Raw genomic sequence first — 19,416 nt, forward strand, 5'->3', positions numbered from 1 at the left:
GCACCACATCCGGAGGGGGAGGCGTGCGACCGGACGACCACCAGGGGCAACGGCGGGCTGCACAGGGCGGCATCCCGGACGGCCTGCTGATCGGCATACTCGGTTTCCTCCTGGGCATGACCCTGCTGGCCTGGTCCGCGACCGGCCTGGCCGCCTGGTTCGCCCACGGCGCCTGGCCGGACGGCGTCACCTTCACCCGCACCCCGCTGGCCCTGCGCGCCCTCATCACCGAACCGCACGACATCCCCGCCGCCTGGCCCGACACCCCACCCACCCAGCTCTCCGGCTACGGCCTCTTCTGGGGCCTGTTCATCGGCCAGCTCATGGTCCTGTTCGTCCTCACCATGTTCACCATGAGTACGGTGGCCCGCTGGCGCGCGGTCCGAGCCAGACGCAAACTGCCCCCGGCCCCACCGCCGCAGCAACCCAACGAGGTCCCGTCCCCCCGAACGGAACCCCAGACGGCGGCGATCCCCCACCCCACCACCCCAGAACCGGCACCCACACCGCCCACACCACCGACACCACCCGCACAGCCCACCACCGGCTGGGAACCACACCACCCCGCACCGGGAGTGCACTACGCCCCCAGGGAAGCCCGCCAGACCATCGCCACCCACACCATCACGGATGCCGACGGCCCCGCCCTCGTCGTCACCTCGAACCCGGCCCTCTGGCAGGAGACCAAGGACGCCCGAGCCAAACTGGGCCCAGTCCACCTCTACGACCCCACCCACCGCTGCGACACCCCGGCCCGCCTCCACTGGTCCCCCACGGCGGGCTGCGAGGACAAGGCCACGGCCAAGGAGCGGGCCACCGCCCTCCTCGCCCCCGTCCGCCCCACCGCGAAGCTCGACCAGACCCTGGCCGACACCGCGGAGACCCTCCTCCGCAGCTACCTCCACGCCGCCGCCCTGGACAACCGCACCATCCGCCACGTCCACCGCTGGGCTCAGGGCACCCAGATCCAGGAAGCGGTACGGGTCCTGCGCACCCACCCCAAGGCCGCCCCCGGCGCCGCGGGCGAACTGGAAGCCGCGCTCACCTCCCACCCGGAACGCCGGGACGTGGCCCACGAACTGACGACGCGTGCCCTGTCCGCCCTCTCCACGGTCAACATCCGCGAATCCTGCACCCCAAACCGAACTGATGCGCTCGCCCTGGATTCCTTCGTCAACGAAGGGGGCACGCTCTATGTGGTCGGTGAATCCATCGAGGACCCCAGGACGAACCCCGGCGCCATGCCCTTCCTGACGGCCCTCGTCTCCAGCGTGGTCGAGCACGGCCGGCGCATGGCCGCACGGTCATCCTCCGGTCGGCTCGACCCACCATTCACCCTCGTCCTGGACGACATCGCGGCCGTGGCCCCCCTCCCCACCCTGCCCACCCTCCTGTCCTCCGGCCCAGACCAGGGCCTCCCCACCCAGGCCCTCCTCCGCTCCCAGGAACAGTCCCGCTCCCGCTGGCCCCACGACGACCTGTCAGCCTTCCGATAAAGCCCACGGCCTGGAACAACGCCTCCCCATGTACGTCTCCATGAAGGCGAGGTGCGCGACGGGATCCCGCAACGCCTCAAGCCGCGACAGCCACTGAAAACGCAGAAAGCCCCGCATCCGAAGATGCGGGGCTTTCCCTGAATAATTGTTCGGCGGCGTCCTACTCTCCCACAGGGTCCCCCCTGCAGTACCATCGGCGCTGTAAGGCTTAGCTTCCGGGTTCGGAATGTAACCGGGCGTTTCCCTCACGCTATAACCACCGAAACACTATGAAACTGTCAGCCACACCACGCCTGTAACAAACGTGGGGCCGTTCGTGGTTTCAGAACCAACACAGTGGACGCGAGCAACTGAGGACAAGCCCTCGGCCTATTAGTACCGGTCACCTCCACACGTTACCGTGCTTCCAGATCCGGCCTATCAACCCAGTCGTCTACTGGGAGCCTTACCCCATCAAGTGGGTGGGAGTCCTCATCTCGAAGCAGGCTTCCCGCTTAGATGCTTTCAGCGGTTATCCCTCCCGAACGTAGCCAACCAGCCATGCCCTTGGCAGAACAACTGGCACACCAGAGGTTCGTCCGTCCCGGTCCTCTCGTACTAGGGACAGCCCTTCTCAAGACTCCTACGCGCACAGCGGATAGGGACCGAACTGTCTCACGACGTTCTAAACCCAGCTCGCGTACCGCTTTAATGGGCGAACAGCCCAACCCTTGGGACCGACTCCAGCCCCAGGATGCGACGAGCCGACATCGAGGTGCCAAACCATCCCGTCGATATGGACTCTTGGGGAAGATCAGCCTGTTATCCCCGGGGTACCTTTTATCCGTTGAGCGACGGCGCTTCCACAAGCCACCGCCGGATCACTAGTCCCGACTTTCGTCCCTGCTCGACCCGTCGGTCTCACAGTCAAGCTCCCTTGTGCACTTACACTCAACACCTGATTACCAACCAGGCTGAGGGAACCTTTGGGCGCCTCCGTTACCCTTTAGGAGGCAACCGCCCCAGTTAAACTACCCATCAGACACTGTCCCTGATCCGGATCACGGACCCAGGTTAGACATCCAGCACGACCAGACTGGTATTTCAACGACGACTCCACAACCACTGGCGTGGCTGCTTCAAAGTCTCCCAGCTATCCTACACAAGCCGAACCGAACACCAATATCAAACTGTAGTAAAGGTCCCGGGGTCTTTCCGTCCTGCTGCGCGAAACGAGCATCTTTACTCGTAGTGCAATTTCACCGGGCCTATGGTTGAGACAGTCGAGAAGTCGTTACGCCATTCGTGCAGGTCGGAACTTACCCGACAAGGAATTTCGCTACCTTAGGATGGTTATAGTTACCACCGCCGTTTACTGGCGCTTAAGTTCTCAGCTTCGCCCCACCGAAATGGAGCTAACCGGTCCCCTTAACGTTCCAGCACCGGGCAGGCGTCAGTCCGTATACATCGCCTTACGGCTTCGCACGGACCTGTGTTTTTAGTAAACAGTCGCTTCTCGCTGGTCTCTGCGGCCACCCCCAGCTCAGGAAGCAAGTCCCCTCACCAGAAATGGCCCCCCTTCTCCCGAAGTTACGGGGGCATTTTGCCGAGTTCCTTAACCATAGTTCACCCGAACGCCTCGGTATTCTCTACCTGACCACCTGAGTCGGTTTAGGGTACGGGCCGCCATGAAACTCGCTAGAGGCTTTTCTCGACAGCATAGGATCATCCACTTCGCCACAATCGGCTCGGCATCAGGTCTCAGACACGTGGTGTGCGGATTTACCTACACACCGTCCTACACCCTTACCCCGGGACAACCACCGCCCGGGATGGACTACCTTCCTGCGTCACCCCATCACTCACCTACTAACCGCTTGGTTCAGCGGCTCCACCACTCCCAGAAACAGCAAAGCTGAAACCGGGCGGCTTCACGGCCTTAGCATCACGATGCTCGATGTTTGACGCTTCACAGCGGGTACCGGAATATCAACCGGTTATCCATCGACTACGCCTGTCGGCCTCGCCTTAGGTCCCGACTTACCCTGGGCAGATCAGCTTGACCCAGGAACCCTTAGTCAATCGGCGCACACGTTTCTCACGTGTGAATCGCTACTCATGCCTGCATTCTCACTCGTCAACCGTCCACAACTCGCTTCCACGGCTGCTTCACCCGGCAAACGACGCTCCCCTACCCATCACAGCGGGCGTTAGCCCTCATGCTGCAATGACACGACTTCGGCGGTACGCTTGAGCCCCGCTACATTGTCGGCGCGGAATCACTAGACCAGTGAGCTATTACGCACTCTTTCAAGGGTGGCTGCTTCTAAGCCAACCTCCTGGTTGTCTCTGCGACTCCACATCCTTTCCCACTTAGCGTACGCTTAGGGGCCTTAGTCGATGCTCTGGGCTGTTTCCCTCTCGACCATGGAGCTTATCCCCCACAGTCTCACTGCCGCGCTCTCACTTACCGGCATTCGGAGTTTGGCTAAGGTCAGTAACCCGGTAGGGCCCATCGCCTATCCAGTGCTCTACCTCCGGCAAGAAACACACGACGCTGCACCTAAATGCATTTCGGGGAGAACCAGCTATCACGGAGTTTGATTGGCCTTTCACCCCTAACCACAGGTCATCCCCCAGGTTTTCAACCCTGGTGGGTTCGGTCCTCCACGAAGTCTTACCTCCGCTTCAACCTGCCCATGGCTAGATCACTCCGCTTCGGGTCTTGAGCGCGCTACTGAATCGCCCTATTCGGACTCGCTTTCGCTACGGCTTCCCCACACGGGTTAACCTCGCAACACACCGCAAACTCGCAGGCTCATTCTTCAAAAGGCACGCAGTCACGAGAGTGAAGCAAGCTCCACTCCGACGCTCCCACGGCTTGTAGGCACACGGTTTCAGGTACTATTTCACTCCCCTCCCGGGGTACTTTTCACCATTCCCTCACGGTACTATCCGCTATCGGTCACCAGGGAATATTTAGGCTTAGCGGGTGGTCCCGCCAGATTCACACGGGATTTCTCGGGCCCCGTGCTACTTGGGTGTCGCACAAGCAAGCCGCTAATGTTTCGACTACGGGGGTCTTACCCTCTACGCCGGACCTTTCGCATGTCCTTCGCCTACATCAACGGTTTCTGACTCGCCGACCAGCCGGCAGACTGATCAAGTGCGATCCCACAACCCCGTATGCGCAACCCCTGCCGGGTCTCACACACATACGGTTTAGCCTCATCCAGTTTCGCTCGCCACTACTCCCGGAATCACGGTTGTTTTCTCTTCCTGCGGGTACTGAGATGTTTCACTTCCCCGCGTTCCCTCCACACTGCCTATGTGTTCAGCAGCTGGTGACAGCCCATGACGACTGCCGGGTTTCCCCATTCGGAAACCCCCGGATCAAAGCCTGGTTGACGACTCCCCGGGGACTATCGCGGCCTCCCACGTCCTTCATCGGTTCCTGGTGCCAAGGCATCCACCGTGCGCCCTTAAAAACTTGGCCACAGATGCTCGCGTCCACTGTGCAGTTCTCAAACAACGACCAGCCACCCGTCACACACCACAACCGCGATGCTTCACCGGGACCGGCACTGAGAGAAGTTCATTCCCTCAGACACCCAACAGCGTGCCCGACACCCTCGCCCCTTCCCTCCACGTTCCATGCCCCGAAGAGCCGTACTAGCAGGAGAAGACGGTCAAGTGTGCCGAGTAGTCAACGTTCCACCCATGAGCAACCGTGCAAGACATACGCTTGCAGTCGGCTATGTGCTCCTTAGAAAGGAGGTGATCCAGCCGCACCTTCCGGTACGGCTACCTTGTTACGACTTCGTCCCAATCGCCAGTCCCACCTTCGACAGCTCCCTCCCCGCAAGGGGGTTGGGCCACCGGCTTCGGGTGTTACCGACTTTCGTGACGTGACGGGCGGTGTGTACAAGGCCCGGGAACGTATTCACCGCAGCAATGCTGATCTGCGATTACTAGCGACTCCGACTTCATGGGGTCGAGTTGCAGACCCCAATCCGAACTGAGACCGGCTTTTTGAGATTCGCTCCACCTCACGGTATCGCAGCTCATTGTACCGGCCATTGTAGCACGTGTGCAGCCCAAGACATAAGGGGCATGATGACTTGACGTCGTCCCCACCTTCCTCCGAGTTGACCCCGGCGGTCTCCTGTGAGTCCCCATCATCCCGAAGGACATGCTGGCAACACAGAACAAGGGTTGCGCTCGTTGCGGGACTTAACCCAACATCTCACGACACGAGCTGACGACAGCCATGCACCACCTGTACACCGACCACAAGGGGGACCCTGTCTCCAGAGTTTTCCGGTGTATGTCAAGCCTTGGTAAGGTTCTTCGCGTTGCGTCGAATTAAGCCACATGCTCCGCCGCTTGTGCGGGCCCCCGTCAATTCCTTTGAGTTTTAGCCTTGCGGCCGTACTCCCCAGGCGGGGAACTTAATGCGTTAGCTGCGGCACCGACGACGTGGAATGTCGCCAACACCTAGTTCCCACCGTTTACGGCGTGGACTACCAGGGTATCTAATCCTGTTCGCTCCCCACGCTTTCGCTCCTCAGCGTCAGTAATGGCCCAGAGATCCGCCTTCGCCACCGGTGTTCCTCCTGATATCTGCGCATTTCACCGCTACACCAGGAATTCCGATCTCCCCTACCACACTCTAGCCAGCCCGTATCGACTGCAGACTCGGAGTTAAGCCCCGAGCTTTCACAATCGACGTGACAAGCCGCCTACGAGCTCTTTACGCCCAATAATTCCGGACAACGCTTGCGCCCTACGTATTACCGCGGCTGCTGGCACGTAGTTAGCCGGCGCTTCTTCTGCAGGTACCGTCACTTTCGCTTCTTCCCTGCTGAAAGAGGTTTACAACCCGAAGGCCGTCATCCCTCACGCGGCGTCGCTGCATCAGGCTTTCGCCCATTGTGCAATATTCCCCACTGCTGCCTCCCGTAGGAGTCTGGGCCGTGTCTCAGTCCCAGTGTGGCCGGTCGCCCTCTCAGGTCGGCTACCCGTCGTCGCCTTGGTGAGCCGTTACCTCACCAACAAGCTGATAGGCCGCGGGCTCATCCTTCACCGCCGGAGCTTTCCACCATCAAAGATGCCCAAGATGGTCGTATCCGGTATTAGACCCCGTTTCCAGGGCTTGTCCCAGAGTGAAGGGCAGATTGCCCACGTGTTACTCACCCGTTCGCCACTAATCCACCCCGAAGGGCTTCATCGTTCGACTTGCATGTGTTAAGCACGCCGCCAGCGTTCGTCCTGAGCCAGGATCAAACTCTCCGTGAATGTTTACCCGTAATCGGGTGCAACACCACGAGAGCGGTGCAAGAGGAGGAATGATCCTCTCGCACACAGCGTCCTCGCTGTGTTTATCTTCAAAGGAACCTCGCCCCAACTCATACGAGTCGGAGACGGGGTATCAACATATCTGGCGTTGACTTTTGGCACGCTGTTGAGTTCTCAAGGAACGGTCGCTTCCTTTGTACTCACCCTCTCGGGCTTTCCTCCGGGCGCTTCCCTTCGGTCTTGCGTTTCCGACTCTATCAGATCCTTTTCTCGGCCTGACCCCCAGTCAGCGGGGTTTGTCTTCCCGGCTGTTGGGCCGTTCCGACGTCTCAAACCTTAGCGGATTCTCCCGGCGATTCCCAATCGGGCCGCCGAGCCCCTATCGGAATTGAATTCGGGCACGCCGAAATCAACCCCGCAGGGAGATCGTGCTGATGGTTTGGGTTGCCGCTGTCGCGGCGGGAGGTGCTGTCGCAGAACCGTTACGGCCCCGCGGCAACCCGAAGAACTCTACGGATCGGGTGGGGGCGTGTCAAGCGACCCTTGTCAAGATCTTTTGGAGGGACCCGATCCGGGCTAGTCCAGGTCGCTGAGACGGCCGCCCGCGTCCGGCTGGGCGTCCTCCACCCGGCGCAGCAGTCTGGTGAGGACCTCGCCGAGGAGGGTGCGCTCGGTGGGGGTGAGGTCCTGGAGGAGGTCCTCCTCGAAGACCGTCGCCAGGCGCATGGCCGCCAGCCACTTCTCACGGCCGACGGGGGTCAGCTCGACGATGACCCGGACCCGGTTGTTCTCGTCCCGCTCCCTGGTGACCAGACCCTCGGTCACCATGCGGTCGATGCGGTGGGTCATGGCGGCGGGGGTCAGACCGAGGCGCTTGGCGAGGTCGCTGGGGCCCATGCGGTACGGGGCGCCGGAGAGGACGAGGGCCTTGAGGACTTCCCAGTCCGTGTTGCTGATGCCGAGTTCGGCGGTCTGGCGGCCGTAGGCGACGTTCATGCGGCGGTTCAGACGGGAGAGCGCCGAGACGATCTTCTCGACCTGGGGGTCGAGGTCCTGGAACTCGCGCTGGTACGCGGCGATCTGCTCTTCGAGCGTCGGCTCGGGGAGGTTGGAGGTGTCGCCCATCACCGCAGTATGACACGACTCGTTTGCCTCTAACTCCTTCGATGTGTAGTCTTTAGCTTCGAACTTTAGGTTCTAAGTCTTCAGTGTTCAGTCTTCAGGTCTGACCGAGTGAGTGAGGTGAACGTGACCAGGGCGATGGGCGCGGCGATGCGCCGGATCCACGTGGGCAACGCGCTCAGCGCGTTCGGGCTCGGCTTCACCGTCCCCTATCTGTACGTCTATGTGGCGCAGGTCCGGGGGCTGGGTGCCATGACGGCGGGTTCCGTGCTCGCCGTGTTCGCCGTGGCCGCGCTGATCGTGCTGCCGTTCGCCGGGCGGGCGATCGTCCGGCGCGGCCCGCTGCCGGTGCTGCTCGGCGCCCTGCTCACCGCCGCTGTCGGAGCGCTGAGCCTGGGGCTGGCGGGGAGCGCGGTCAGCGTGCTGCTGTCCGCGGCGCTGCTGGGGGCGGGGCAGGCCGTGATGCAGCCCGCGCTGGCGACGATGATCGTGGAGTGCTCGGCGTCGGAGACCCGGTCGCGGGCGTTCGCGACGCAGTTCTTTCTGCAAAACCTCGGGCTCGGGGTAGGTGGGCTCATAGGCGGTCATCTCGTCGACGCGACCCGGGTCTCCTCCTTCACCCTGCTGTTCGCGATCGAGGCGGCGATGTTCCTGCTGCTGGTGGTCGTGATGGCGACGGTGCGGATGCCGCGGGCGCCGCGGGTCGGTGAGGCGCCCGCGCTGTCGGCGCGCGGGAGCTGGAAGCAGTTGTTGGGCAACCGGGCCATGGTGCAGTTGTGTGTGCTGGGCTTCGTGATGTTCTTCGCCTGCTACGGGCAGTTCGAGTCGGGGCTGAGCGCGTACGGCGTCGAGGCGGCGGGGATATCGACGTCCGCGCTGGGGACGGCGCTGGCGGCGAACACCGCGGTGATCGTGGTGGCACAGTTCGCCGTGCTGCGGTTCGTGGAGCGGCGGAAGCGGTCGCGGGTGATCGCGGTCGTGGGGCTGATCTGGGCCGTGGCGTGGCTGGTCGCCGGGTACGCGGGGCTCGGGCACGGCAGTCAGGAGATGGCGACGGCGGCGTTCGTGTCGACGTACGCGCTGTTCGGGCTGGGGGAGGCGTTGCTGTCGCCGACCGTGGCGCCGTTGGTGGCGGATCTCGCGCCGACGGGGATGGCGGGGCAGTACAACTCCGCGTTCGCCCTGGTGAAGCAGTTGGCGCTGGCGGTGGGTCCGGCGGTGGGCGGGCCGATGGGGGCCGCGCTGCACGGGCCGTATGTCGTGACGTTCCTGTTGTTCTCGCTGGGGATCACGGTGCTGGCGTTGCGGCTGGGGCGGAGGCTGACGGTGGCGCAGGACCAGCCGTCGGCGGTGCGCAGCCGGGTCGTGACGCGTGGTGGGGCGAGTGTGGAGCCGGTGTCCGCGGAGGCGTGAGGCGGGCCGGTGGAGGTTCGGCCGCGGGCCGGGGCGGTGCGGGTCTGCCCCGGCCCTGAGGCCGAGCGGGGTCAGCGGAGTGCGGTGACCAGGATCGCGGTGAAGGGGAGGGTGGCGGTGCCGTCGGGGGCTTCGTAGTCGGTGAGGCGTTCGACCAGGGCCTGGCTGGCCTGGGTCATGGTGTCCTGGCCGGTGGTGGTGAGGGACCGGGTCCAGGGGACGGAGGCCATCTGGCCGGGGACCCATTCCTTGAGCGGGGGCGTGTGGACGTCGCGGGTGATCTCGCGGGCGGTGGCGTCGTGCAGGCCCGCGTCGGTGAGGGCGCTGGTGAGGCGGTCGGCGGTCAGGGAGAAGGCGGCGCGGAAGGCGTCGGTGTCCTCGGGTGCGGCGTACCGCCGCAGTACCTCGTACTGCGCGGCGAAGTAGGGGGAGCGTTCGGCGGGGGCCCAGACCGTGAGGGCGAGGCGGCCGTCGGGCCGCAGTACGCGGGCTGTCTCGCGGAGGGCGGCGGTCAGGTCGGGGAAGAACTGGGCGCCTTGCTGGCAGATCACGGTGTCGAAGGACGCGTCCTCGTAGGGGAGCTGGTCGGCGGGGGCCAGGGTGAGTTCGAGGTCGGGGTAGACGTGGGGTGCCTTGGCGTGGGCGACCTTCAACATGCCCTCGTTGATGTCGGCGGCGGCGACGTGGCCGGTGGGCCCGACGCGGTTGGCCGCCGCGCGGGCGACGAAGCCGGTGCCGCAGGCCAGGTCGAGGACCTGGGCGCCGGGGTACAGATCGACGGTGTCCAGCACGGTTTCGATGAACGGCGCCATCATCGGCGCGATGAAGTGTTCATAGCGCTCGGGGGCGCTGCCCTGGAGTTGGAAGCCCGTTTCGTCTGGCATGGGTCTGCTACTAGCACCGGATGCGGGAGGTGCCTAGGTGGCGCGCGGGAGGACGAATTCGCACCACACCGCCTTTCCGCCGCCTGGTGTGCGCCGACAGCCCCAGTTGGAGGCGATGGTGGCGACGATGGCGATGCCCCTGCCGGACTCGTCGGCGGGTTCGGCGCGGCGGCGCCTGGGGAGGTGGTCGTCGCCGTCGGTGACCTCGACGATCAGGCGGCGGTCGGTGCGTCGCAGCCGTAGCCGCATGGGTGGGGTGCCGTGCTGGAGGCTGTTGGCGACGAGTTCGCTGGCGGCGAGGACGCCGAGGTCGTGGAGTTCGGCGGGGAAGCGCCAGCTCGTGAGGACGCCGGAGGCGAAGGCACGCGCGCGTGGGGCGGCCTCGACGCCGCCGAGGAGGTCGAGGGCGGCGTTGCGGAAGAGGTCGCCGTCGGGGCCGGTGCGGGCGGGGTGCTGGAGGACGAGGACGGCGACGTCGTCGTCGTGGTCGGCGGTGACGCCCGCGGAGCGCATCAGGCGGTCGCAGATGACCTGGGGGGTGCCGATGGCTCCGGCGAGGGCGTTCTCCAGGGCGGCGATGCCGTGGTCGAGGTCCGCGTCGCGGCGTTCGACGAGGCCGTCGGTGTAGAGGACGGCGGTGGAGCCGGGGGCGAGCGGGATGGAGCCGGAGGAGTGCATCCAGCCGCCGGTGCCGAGCGGTGGGCCGGTGGGTTCGTCGGCGCGCAGGACGGCGCCGTTCTCGTCGCGGACGAGGATGGGCAGGTGGCCCGCGGAGGCGTAGACGAGGCGGCCCTCGTTGGGGTCGTGGACGGCGTAGACGCAGGTGGCGATCTGGTTGGCGTCGATCTCGGTGGCGAGGCCGTCGAGGAGCTGGAGGACCTCGTGCGGGGGGAGGTCGAGGCGGGCGTAGGCGCGCACGGCGGTGCGGAGCTGGCCCATGACGGCGGCGGCGCGGACGCCGCGGCCCATGACGTCGCCGATGACGAGGGCGGTCCGGCCGCCGCCGAGGGTGATGACGTCGTACCAGTCGCCGCCGACGGCGGCTTCGGTGCCGCCGGGCTGGTAGGTGGCGGCGATGCGGAGGTCGTCGGGCTGCTCCAGTTCCTGGGGGAGGAGGGAGCGCTGGAGGGTGACGGCGGTCTCGCGCTGGCGGCGTTCGCTGGTTCTGAGGCGGTCGGCGGCCTCGGCGTGGTCGGTGACGTCGGTGGCGAAGACCAGGACTCCACCGACTCCACCGACGCCCGCGGCGCCGTCGCCGTTCTCGCTGACGGGGGTGCAGGTGAAGGTGTAGGAGCGGCCGTCGGTGGCCTTGCGGGACTTCAGGGTGCGGGGTCTGCCGCTGCGCAGGACCTGGTCGAGGAGGGGCAGCAGGCCCAGTTCGCTCAGTTCGGGGAGGGTGTCGCGGGCGGGTTCGCCGGTGGGGCGGGTGCCGAAGGCGGTGGCGTAGGCGTCGTTGACGTAGGCGAGGCGGTGGTCGGGGCCGTGCACCAGGGCGACGAGGGCGGGGACGCGGTCGAGGACCTGGCGTACCGGGAGTTCGTCGACGGCGCGGGTGGGCGGGGGTTCGTCGGTGAGTCGTTCGGCGCGGGCCGCGGGTACGGAGCCTTCCCCCCGGTGGTCGGGGGTGGGCGCGTGGTCGGTCCGCGCTGCGGCGCGGCGCTGCGTTCCGGGGAGCCGGGCGCTCCAGCGCGTGAAGTTCACGAATCCTTGCCTCGTGTAGTCGTCGTCGGCCGGCTCCGGACCCGGCCGGGGCCCTGGGGAGCCGCGCGGCGGTCGCCGCACGGTGTCACAACCCCCGGAAGATGCAGCACTTGGGAACAGCCTTGTGGGTTTCGGGGGGCGGCTGGTGGTCCGTCCCCCTGTCAGTCGTGGACCAGTCTTGCAGTCTGGGTGACCGGGCCGACATCCGTCAGACGCCGGGGTGGCCGCCAGAGTTCCTGGGTCCGGTCAGGACGACCCCTTCGGGTCGTCGGGAGTGTCGTTAGGAGGCTTTCCCCCGGCCGCGAGTTCGAACTCCGCTCGGGGGTGTTCGAGTGAGCCGAGGGAGACGATCTCCCGTTTGAAGAGGGCCGAGAGGGTCCATTCGGCGGCCACGCGTGCCTTGCGGTTGAAGGTGGGGACGCGGCTGAGGTGGTAGGTGCGGTGCATGAACCACGCGGGGAAGCCCTTCACCTTGCGGCCGTAGACGTGGGCGACGCCCTTGTGGAGGCCGAGGGAGGCGACGGAACCGGCGTACGCGTGGGCGTACGTCTCCAGGGGTTCGCCGCGCAGGCTGTGGACGATGTTGTCGCCCAGGACGCGGGCCTGGCGGACGGCGTGCTGGGCGTTGGGGGCGCAGTCGCGGCCGGGGTCGGCGGCGGTGACGTCGGGGACGGCGGCGGCGTCACCAGCGGCCCACGCGTGCGCGTGCCCTTCGACGCTCAGCTCGGCGGTGCACCTCAGGCGCCCGCGTTCGGTGCGGGGCAGGTCGGTGGCGTCGAGGAGCGGGTGGGGTTTGACCCCGGCGGTCCACACGACCGTACGGGTGGGGAAGCGCTGGCCGTCGCTGAGGACGGCGACGCGGTCCGCGCAGGACTCCAGGCGGGTGTCGAGGAGGACCTGGATGTTGCGGCGGCGCAGTTCGGTGACGGTGTAGCGGCCCATCTCGGGGCCGACCTCGGGGAGGATGCGGTCGGACGCCTCGACGAGGATCCACTTCATGTCCTCGGGTTTGACGTTGTGGTAGTAGCGCGCGGCGTAGCGGGCCATGTCCTCCAGCTCGGCGAGCGCCTCCACGCCCGCGTAGCCGCCGCCGACGAAGACGAAGGTGAGGGCGGCGTCGCGGACGGCGGGGTCGCGCGTGGAGGAGGCGATGTCCATCTGCTCGATGACGTGGTTGCGCAGCCCGATGGCCTCCTCGACGGTCTTGAAGCCGATGGCGTGCTCGGCGAGGCCGGGGATGGGCAGCGTGCGGGAGACGGAGCCGGGCGCGAGGACTATCTCGTCGTACGGCAGCTCCCGCGGGCCGGTGCCCTCCTCCTCGGTGGCGAGGGTGGTGAGGGTGGCCGTCCGGTCGGCGTGGCGTACGGAGCGGACCTCGCCGACGACGACGTCGCAGCGGTCGAGGACGCGGCGCAGGGGGACGACGACATGGCGGGGGGAGATGTTCCCGGCGGCGGCCTCCGGCAGGAACGGCTGGTAGGTCATGTAGGCGTCCGGGGTGACGACGGTGATCTCCGCCTCGCCCCGGCGCAGTTCCTGCTTGAGCCCGCGCTGGAGGCGCAGGGCCGTGTACATCCCGACGTAGCCACCGCCGACAACGAGAATGCGCGCACGTTCCTTCACCATCCCATGACGCACCCGGCGCTCGACTTTGTCCACAGCCTCGACGATTCGTATGACTGGAGGCCGCGTCGGGCACGGGCTGGCCGGTTTGCCGGTGTACGGGGCAGCGGTGCAGGTCAGAGGGCGTGCGTCGGGGATCTGGCGGGGGTGCAATCCGGGCGTACACGACCCGTACTCCGATCGAGGGGCGTCCCGTGCGGAACCTGCCCCTTCTGAATTGACTGTCTCTCAACTATGTTCGTGTGTCGACGGGGTGTAGGGGGATGCGCCCATCGGGTCCGCGACGGGCGGGCCCGGGGTTCAGGCCCGTTCCACGCGCTCCGGCTTCCAATGGCGGGGAGTCTCCGGGGGGAGACGTCATTACCGGGGGATTTCGTATGCACATTCAGGACTCTCGTTGGTCTACCGCTTCTGCCATCGCACCTGGTGGCCCGGTCGGTACCGCGGCGGGCAACGGACGCGGGGACGGCCCGCGCCAGGCGCCGCTGCGGGTGGACGCACAGCGCAACCTGGAGCACGTACTGCGCGCGGCGCGCGAGGTCTTCGGCGAGCTGGGGTACGGCGCGCCGATGGAGGACGTGGCGCGGCGCGCGAGGGTCGGCGTGGGCACGGTGTACCGGCGCTTCCCCAGCAAGGACGTCCTGGTGCGGCGGATAGCCGAGGAGGAGACGGCCCGGCTGACGGACCAGGCCCGTGCGGCGCTCGGGCAGGAGGACGAACCGTGGTCGGCGCTCTCCCGCTTCCTGCGCACCTCGGTGGCCTCCGGTGCCGGGCGGCTGCTGCCGCCGCAGGTGCTGCGGGTCGGGGTCGCGGAGGAGGGCGGCGCGGCGGACGGGTTCGACGCGGCGCGGGTGCCGCAGCAGCGGGTGCAGCCGGGCTCCGGTGAGCTGCGGCTGGTCTCCGACGAGGGCGCGGCGGGTGCGGCGTCCCTGGCGGAGGACACCGGCGCGGCGGCGCTGCTGGAGGTCGTGGGCCAGCTCGTGGAGCGGGCGCGGGCGGCGGGCGAGCTGCGGCCGGACGTGTCCGTCTCGGACGTCCTGCTGGTGATCGCCACGGCGGCGCCCTCGCTGCCGGACGCGGCCCAGCAGGCGGCGGCCTCGGCGCGGCTGCTGGACATCCTGCTGGAGGGGCTGCGGTCCCGCCCGGCGTGAGGGCGCGACCGGGCACCGTCGCCTCATCTGCCGTCCGGGGAAGGTCCGTTCCTTCCCCGGACGGATGAGGTCTAGCACTGCCGTGCGGTTTGTCCCCACGGACGAGTGGATGGGTCATCCGCGCGTGTCGCGGCCGGAAACCGGTGTGGCACGCTGACCCGGTGTTCTTGAGGGCTGGGCAGGCGGCGGGGGCTTCGCGCGATGGACAGTGAGCGACGGGACGGATCAGCCGAGGGCGGCGGAGACGCGGACGCCCGCGGCCCGGCGACGCCCCAGGTGCCGCAGCAGGGCGGCCGGGCGGACGTCCCGCGACAGGGTCCCCCCGCCGCGGAGCCGCCGAACACCCCGGACGAGGAGAACCTCGTCCCCCAGCAGCGCGACTGGCGCGAGGGCAGCGTCCTGCCGCCGCCCAGGGAGCTGCCGCCGTCCGACGCCGAACTGATCGCCGGGATGCGCGGCGGCGACGACACGGCGTACGAGGAGCTGTACCGGCGCCACGCCGACGCCGTGCGCCGCTACGCCCGTACCTGCTGCCGGGACGCGCACACCGCCGACGACCTCACCGCCGAGGTCTTCGCCCGGATGCTCCAGGCGGTGCGCGGCGGCTCCGGTCCCGAGCACGCCGTACGCGCGTACCTGCTGACCAGCGTCCGCAGGACCGCCGCCAACTGGACGGACTCCGCGCGGCGGGAGCAACTGGTCGACGACTTCGCGGTGTTCGCCACGCAGGCTACGCGCGCCTCCGAGGTGTCCGACACCGACACCCTCGACCTGGGCGCCGACGTGCGCGCGATGCACGAGGCCGAGCAGTCGATGGCGATGCGGGCCTTCCGCTCGCTGCCGGAGCGCTGGCAGGCGGTGCTGTGGCACACCGAGGTCGAGGACGAGTCGCCCAGCGAGGTCGCGACCCTCTTCGGCCTGGACGCCAACGGCACGCGCGTGCTCGCCAGCCGGGCCCGCGAGGGCCTCAAGCAGGCGTACCTCCAGGCCCACGTCAGCGCCGCCCTCGCCGACGACGAGGCGTGCGCCCGGTACGCCGACCAGCTCGGCACCTACGCCCGCGGCAGGCTCCGTACCCGCGCCGAGCGGGGGCTGCGCAAGCACCTGGAGGAGTGCGCCAAGTGCCGTCTGGCCGCCAGCCAGATCGAGGAGGTCGCCAGCGGCATCCCGGCGGTCGTGCCGGTCGCGGTCATCGGCTGGTTCGGCGCCGCCGGGTACGCCAAGGCGGCCGGGCTCATCGCCGGTGGCGCGGGAGCGGGCGCGGCGGGCGCCGCGGGGGCGGCGGCGGCCTCGGGCGGGTCGTCCGGGGGCGCGGGCGGCGGGGCGGCGGCCTCGGAGGGGCTGGGCGCACCGGCGAAGGCCGGGATCGCGGCCGGGGTGGTCGCCGCGGCGGTCGCGGTGGTGGCGCTCGCGCTCACCGGCGCGGAGGAGCCGCCCGCCCGCCCGGTGGCCAAGCCGCCGCCCCCCTCGGCCCCGGCGGCCCAGCCGGAACCCCCGGCGCCGCCGCCCCCGACGCGGCCCGAGCCGACGCTCCCGCCGGTCAAGCCGGTGGCGGCCCCGACCCCGACCCCGAGCCCTCGTCCGACCCCCAGCCCCACCCCGACACCGACCCCGACTCCTACCCCGACACCCACCCCCACCCCCACGCCGACCCCGACGCCCACGCCCACGCCGCCCCCGCCCCCACCCCCGCCTCCGCCTCCGCCCGCCCCGACGGTCTACCAGTGGAGCGAGCTGGCGTACGACTCCACCGGCGACGGCACCAAGCCCGAGATGCGGCGCGCGGAGAGTAGCTGGGTGTGGCAGCGCGACGGCCTGTCGATCGCCGACCAGCAGTACGCGCGCGGGGTGACCGTGCACGGCGAGTCCTCAGTCACGATCGACCTCAACCGCGCGTGCACCGCGTACGACGCGTTCGTGGGCGTCGACGACATGACGATGAAGCTCGGCCAGGTGTACTTCTCCGTCTACGCCGACGGCACGAGGCTCTGGCGGTCGGGAAGGGTCAAGGGCGGCGATCCGGCGGTGCCGGTGCACGTGAACCTCACCGGCCACGCGACCGTACGCCTGGTGGTGGAGCCGCACAGCCACTTCGACCCGGTGACGCTGGCGAACTGGGCGGACTCCAGGTTCACTTGCGCCTGAGCCTGCGCCCAGGCCCTACGGGAGAACCCGGGGCTCACCCTCCGGAGGCGAGCGCCCCGCGCCTGGGCTGGATGCCCGCCGGTACGGCACGCGCGCGTGCGGGGGTGCCGGTCCAGCAGGTGCCGCGGCGGGCGAGCAGGCGGTGCAGCCACAACTCCAGGGACACCAGATCGGCGAGGCCGTCCAGGGGCAGCGGCTCCCCCTGTACGGCGCCCCGCAGCGCCTTGCGCACCACGCGGGCCTCGACCAGCCCGGCCTGCGCGAGCAGCGGCGTGTCGAACAGCCCCATCAGCGGCTCCACGGCCAGCCGCAGTCCCGCGCGGGCCGCTGCCGCCGCCGGTGCCGGTGAGGGGACGCCCCAGCCGGACGGCAGGTCGGTGACCCCGGCGCCCTCCAGGACCGTACGCAGGATGGCGGCCCGTGCCCCCGGCTTCACGCGCAGCGCCTCCGGGAGGGCGCGGCAGGCGCGGACGACCTGGTTGTCGAGGAACGGCGTGTGCAGCCGCTGGGAGCGGATCTCGGCGGCCTGCTCCAGGACGCGCAGGTCGGCGGCCTCCCGGGCGAGCGCGGCGCGCGCCTGGAAGTCGCCGGGCCGCTGCCCGGGACCGACGCCCGACCTGCTGGTGGCCCCGTGCAAGCGAACCGATACTTCAGCGAGCGCCTCCCCGGTCAGCCAGCGCGCCGCGGGCCCGGGTCTGGCCCAGGTGAGCGCGGCGAGCGAAGCCGCCACGGCGCCCCCGGGTTCGTCGAAGCGGCGCTGCCGCAGCCGTTCGGCGAGGTCTTCGAGGCCCGCGCGGTACGGCGTCCGGGCGAGCCGCCGGGCGGCGGCGTACACGCGCGCGGGGACCATCACCGAGCCGTCCGCCTTCGCCAGCGCGGCCACCGGCCGGACGAGGTGGCGCCGCTGCCGGTCCATCAGCAGGTCGGCCAGGCGCGCGGGGTGGGCGTCCAGGACCTGCCGGGCGCCGTACCCGGTGAAGTGGTCGGCACTGCCCGCCGCGAGGCGCGCGCGGTGCCGGGCGGCCGACACCAGGCTGCGGGCGGGTTCGTCGGTCAGCGGGCCTTCCAGGTCGGCGTAGGGCAGCGTCTCCTCGGCGCCGGTGACGACGACGTGGTGCAGCCGGGGGTTGGCGGCGAGCGCACCGGCCCGCTCCAGCTCGGCCTCGCGCCCGCCGACGGCCAGGTCGTTGAAGGTGACGGCCAGCAGCCGCTCCCCCGCGCCGGTGCCGTGCCCGAGGACGGTGCCCGGCATCCCGGGCAGCCCGGCCGCCAGCAGCGCCAGCGTCCCCGACGCGGGCCCGCCGGACAGGTCGGCGCCGATCCCGGGGACCGGCATCCCGCGCGCGGCACGCCGTTCCGCGGGCCCCATGCCCGGCACCGGCCCGGGGTCGATGTCAGGGACGTGCCGGGGTGCGGAGAGCCGGGCCCGTACGGCGTCGACGAGCGCGTCCCTGACGTCGGCCACGGCACGGTCGGGGTCGGCCGGGGGTGCCGCCACCGCCAGCGAGGCGACGGGCTCGTACCCGGCGATCTCCCGGGCCCCGGTGCGCAGGATCAGCGCGTGCCCCGGCGGGATGCGCCGTACGCCGTCGTACGGCGTGGAGTCGTGCACCGCGGCCGGTACGTCGGGGGCGGCGAGCAGCGCGGCGAGGTGCCCGAAGTCGAGGTTGGCCTCGATGAGGTCGGCCAGCGGCAGCGCGGCGGTGGCGTAGGCGGTGCCGCCCGCCCACGGGGTGTAGAACACCGGCCGGGCGCCCGCGATGTCACCGCAGACCGTGATCCGCCGACCCACCTGGACGACGACGGTGTAGCTGCCGGGCCAGGCGGTCAGATGCCGAAGTGCCCCACCGCGCGCGGTGAACAGCCCGAGCCGCAGCTCCTCGTCGCTGGCGCCGCAGACGCCGAGGACCGCGATCCGGTTCTGCTCGTCGGCCTTGACGACGCGCACCTCGTCGGGCCGCCAGTCACCGACCGCCCACAGCGGATCGGGGTCGCCCCACAGGAGTTGGGAGCCGACCGGGTGCAGGGTCTCACCGTCGTATCCGGTGGCGCCCGCCGAACCGAGCGCGCCCGTTCCCGCGGCGGTGCTGCTCCAACCCACCAACCACCGCATCGCCGCCTCCACAGGCTGTGGACAACCAGTGCACCGTACGAACCGGTTCCCCATGCTGCCACGAAGGGCGCGCTGGAGCGGGTCGGCGGCGCCGCTTGCGATCCCCGGGGTGCGCCCCGCGCACCCACGCCCGCCCCGGCGCGCAAACCACACCACGCGCGCGTCAGCGTCCGCCACAAAGAACGAACTATGCACAGAACCAAAGGAGTTGATCACAGCCTGACTCAAGAAGCAGCGGAATTCGACCGTCGTCACAGCGACTCGAATGCGCCCCCAAACGCTCCCCTAAAACTTCCAACGCGCCCTCAATTCCTCTGGTGAGAGGGCTGATCACCCACGTGTCACGGGGTCGATTTTCGGCCAAATCCTGATCGCGGCACGCCGCGAGGCCGTCCTCCGTGCACGCTCCGTACATGCTCTGCGCACCGCCCGACGGCGCGCGGTCCGGAGGGCGGACACCGCCCCCCGGACCCGTCCGCCGCCCGCGGGGA

General features: G+C 68.7%; 9 protein-coding genes and 3 rRNA genes. 4 read left to right on the forward strand and 8 right to left on the reverse strand.

The window, feature by feature from the left end; genetic code table 11:
• Positions 1-23 precede the first annotated feature (23 nt).
• The gene (locus ACFQZ6_RS17105; RefSeq protein WP_381609813.1) at positions 24-1,496 is read left to right on the forward strand and encodes a type VI secretion protein; all 1,473 of its coding nucleotides are present in this window, start codon (positions 24-26) and stop codon (positions 1,494-1,496) included.
• Positions 1,497-1,643: 147 nt separating this feature from the next.
• Here the strand turns inward: ACFQZ6_RS17105 and rrf are convergent.
• From rrf to ACFQZ6_RS17125, 4 genes are all read right to left on the reverse strand, one after another.
• Positions 1,644-1,760 (reverse strand): 5S ribosomal RNA (rrf, locus tag ACFQZ6_RS17110).
• Between the two features lie 88 nt (positions 1,761-1,848).
• A 23S ribosomal RNA gene (locus ACFQZ6_RS17115) occupies positions 1,849-4,971 on the reverse strand.
• Positions 4,972-5,245: 274 nt separating this feature from the next.
• Positions 5,246-6,773 (reverse strand): 16S ribosomal RNA (locus ACFQZ6_RS17120).
• The 16S, 23S and 5S rRNA genes sit together here, the layout of an rRNA operon.
• A gap of 576 nt (positions 6,774-7,349) precedes the next feature.
• On the reverse strand, positions 7,350-7,898 hold the full coding sequence (locus tag ACFQZ6_RS17125; protein ID WP_381609816.1) for a MarR family winged helix-turn-helix transcriptional regulator: 549 nt from the start codon (positions 7,896-7,898) through the stop codon (positions 7,350-7,352).
• Between the two features lie 135 nt (positions 7,899-8,033).
• Here ACFQZ6_RS17125 and ACFQZ6_RS17130 point away from each other — a divergent pair, with 135 nt between their 5' ends.
• Positions 8,034-9,308 (forward strand): MFS transporter, encoded by a 1,275-nt coding sequence (locus ACFQZ6_RS17130; protein WP_381618381.1) that lies wholly within the window; start codon positions 8,034-8,036, stop codon positions 9,306-9,308.
• Positions 9,309-9,379: 71 nt separating this feature from the next.
• On the opposite strand, the gene ACFQZ6_RS17135 is transcribed toward ACFQZ6_RS17130, so the two are convergent.
• The 3 genes from ACFQZ6_RS17135 to ACFQZ6_RS17145 form a co-directional block, all read right to left on the reverse strand.
• Complete coding sequence (locus ACFQZ6_RS17135) at positions 9,380-10,192, reverse strand: class I SAM-dependent methyltransferase (protein ID WP_381609819.1); 813 nt, start codon at positions 10,190-10,192, stop codon at positions 9,380-9,382.
• A gap of 33 nt (positions 10,193-10,225) precedes the next feature.
• The gene (locus ACFQZ6_RS17140) at positions 10,226-11,893 is read right to left on the reverse strand and encodes an ATP-binding SpoIIE family protein phosphatase (RefSeq protein WP_381609821.1); all 1,668 of its coding nucleotides are present in this window, start codon (positions 11,891-11,893) and stop codon (positions 10,226-10,228) included.
• A 246-nt stretch (positions 11,894-12,139) separates the two neighbouring features.
• The gene (locus ACFQZ6_RS17145; protein WP_381609824.1) at positions 12,140-13,519 is read right to left on the reverse strand and encodes an NAD(P)/FAD-dependent oxidoreductase; all 1,380 of its coding nucleotides are present in this window, start codon (positions 13,517-13,519) and stop codon (positions 12,140-12,142) included.
• A gap of 374 nt (positions 13,520-13,893) precedes the next feature.
• Here ACFQZ6_RS17145 and ACFQZ6_RS17150 point away from each other — a divergent pair, with 374 nt between their 5' ends.
• A complete protein-coding gene (locus ACFQZ6_RS17150) occupies positions 13,894-14,667 on the forward strand; it encodes a TetR family transcriptional regulator (protein WP_381609827.1) in 774 nt (257 codons plus the stop codon).
• Positions 14,668-14,868: 201 nt separating this feature from the next.
• Positions 14,869-16,812: a sigma-70 family RNA polymerase sigma factor gene (locus ACFQZ6_RS17155; RefSeq protein WP_381609829.1), complete on the forward strand. Its 1,944-nt coding sequence runs from the start codon at positions 14,869-14,871 to the stop codon at positions 16,810-16,812.
• Between the two features lie 34 nt (positions 16,813-16,846).
• On the opposite strand, the gene ACFQZ6_RS17160 is transcribed toward ACFQZ6_RS17155, so the two are convergent.
• Positions 16,847-18,925, reverse strand: coding sequence for an asparagine synthase-related protein (locus ACFQZ6_RS17160; RefSeq protein ID WP_381609832.1), 2,079 nt, complete (start codon positions 18,923-18,925; stop codon positions 16,847-16,849).
• Positions 18,926-19,416 lie beyond the last annotated feature (491 nt).

The sequence above is a fragment of the Streptomyces flavalbus genome, from assembly GCF_042674625.1.
GTDB classification, from domain to species: domain Bacteria; phylum Actinomycetota; class Actinomycetes; order Streptomycetales; family Streptomycetaceae; genus Streptomyces; species Streptomyces flavalbus.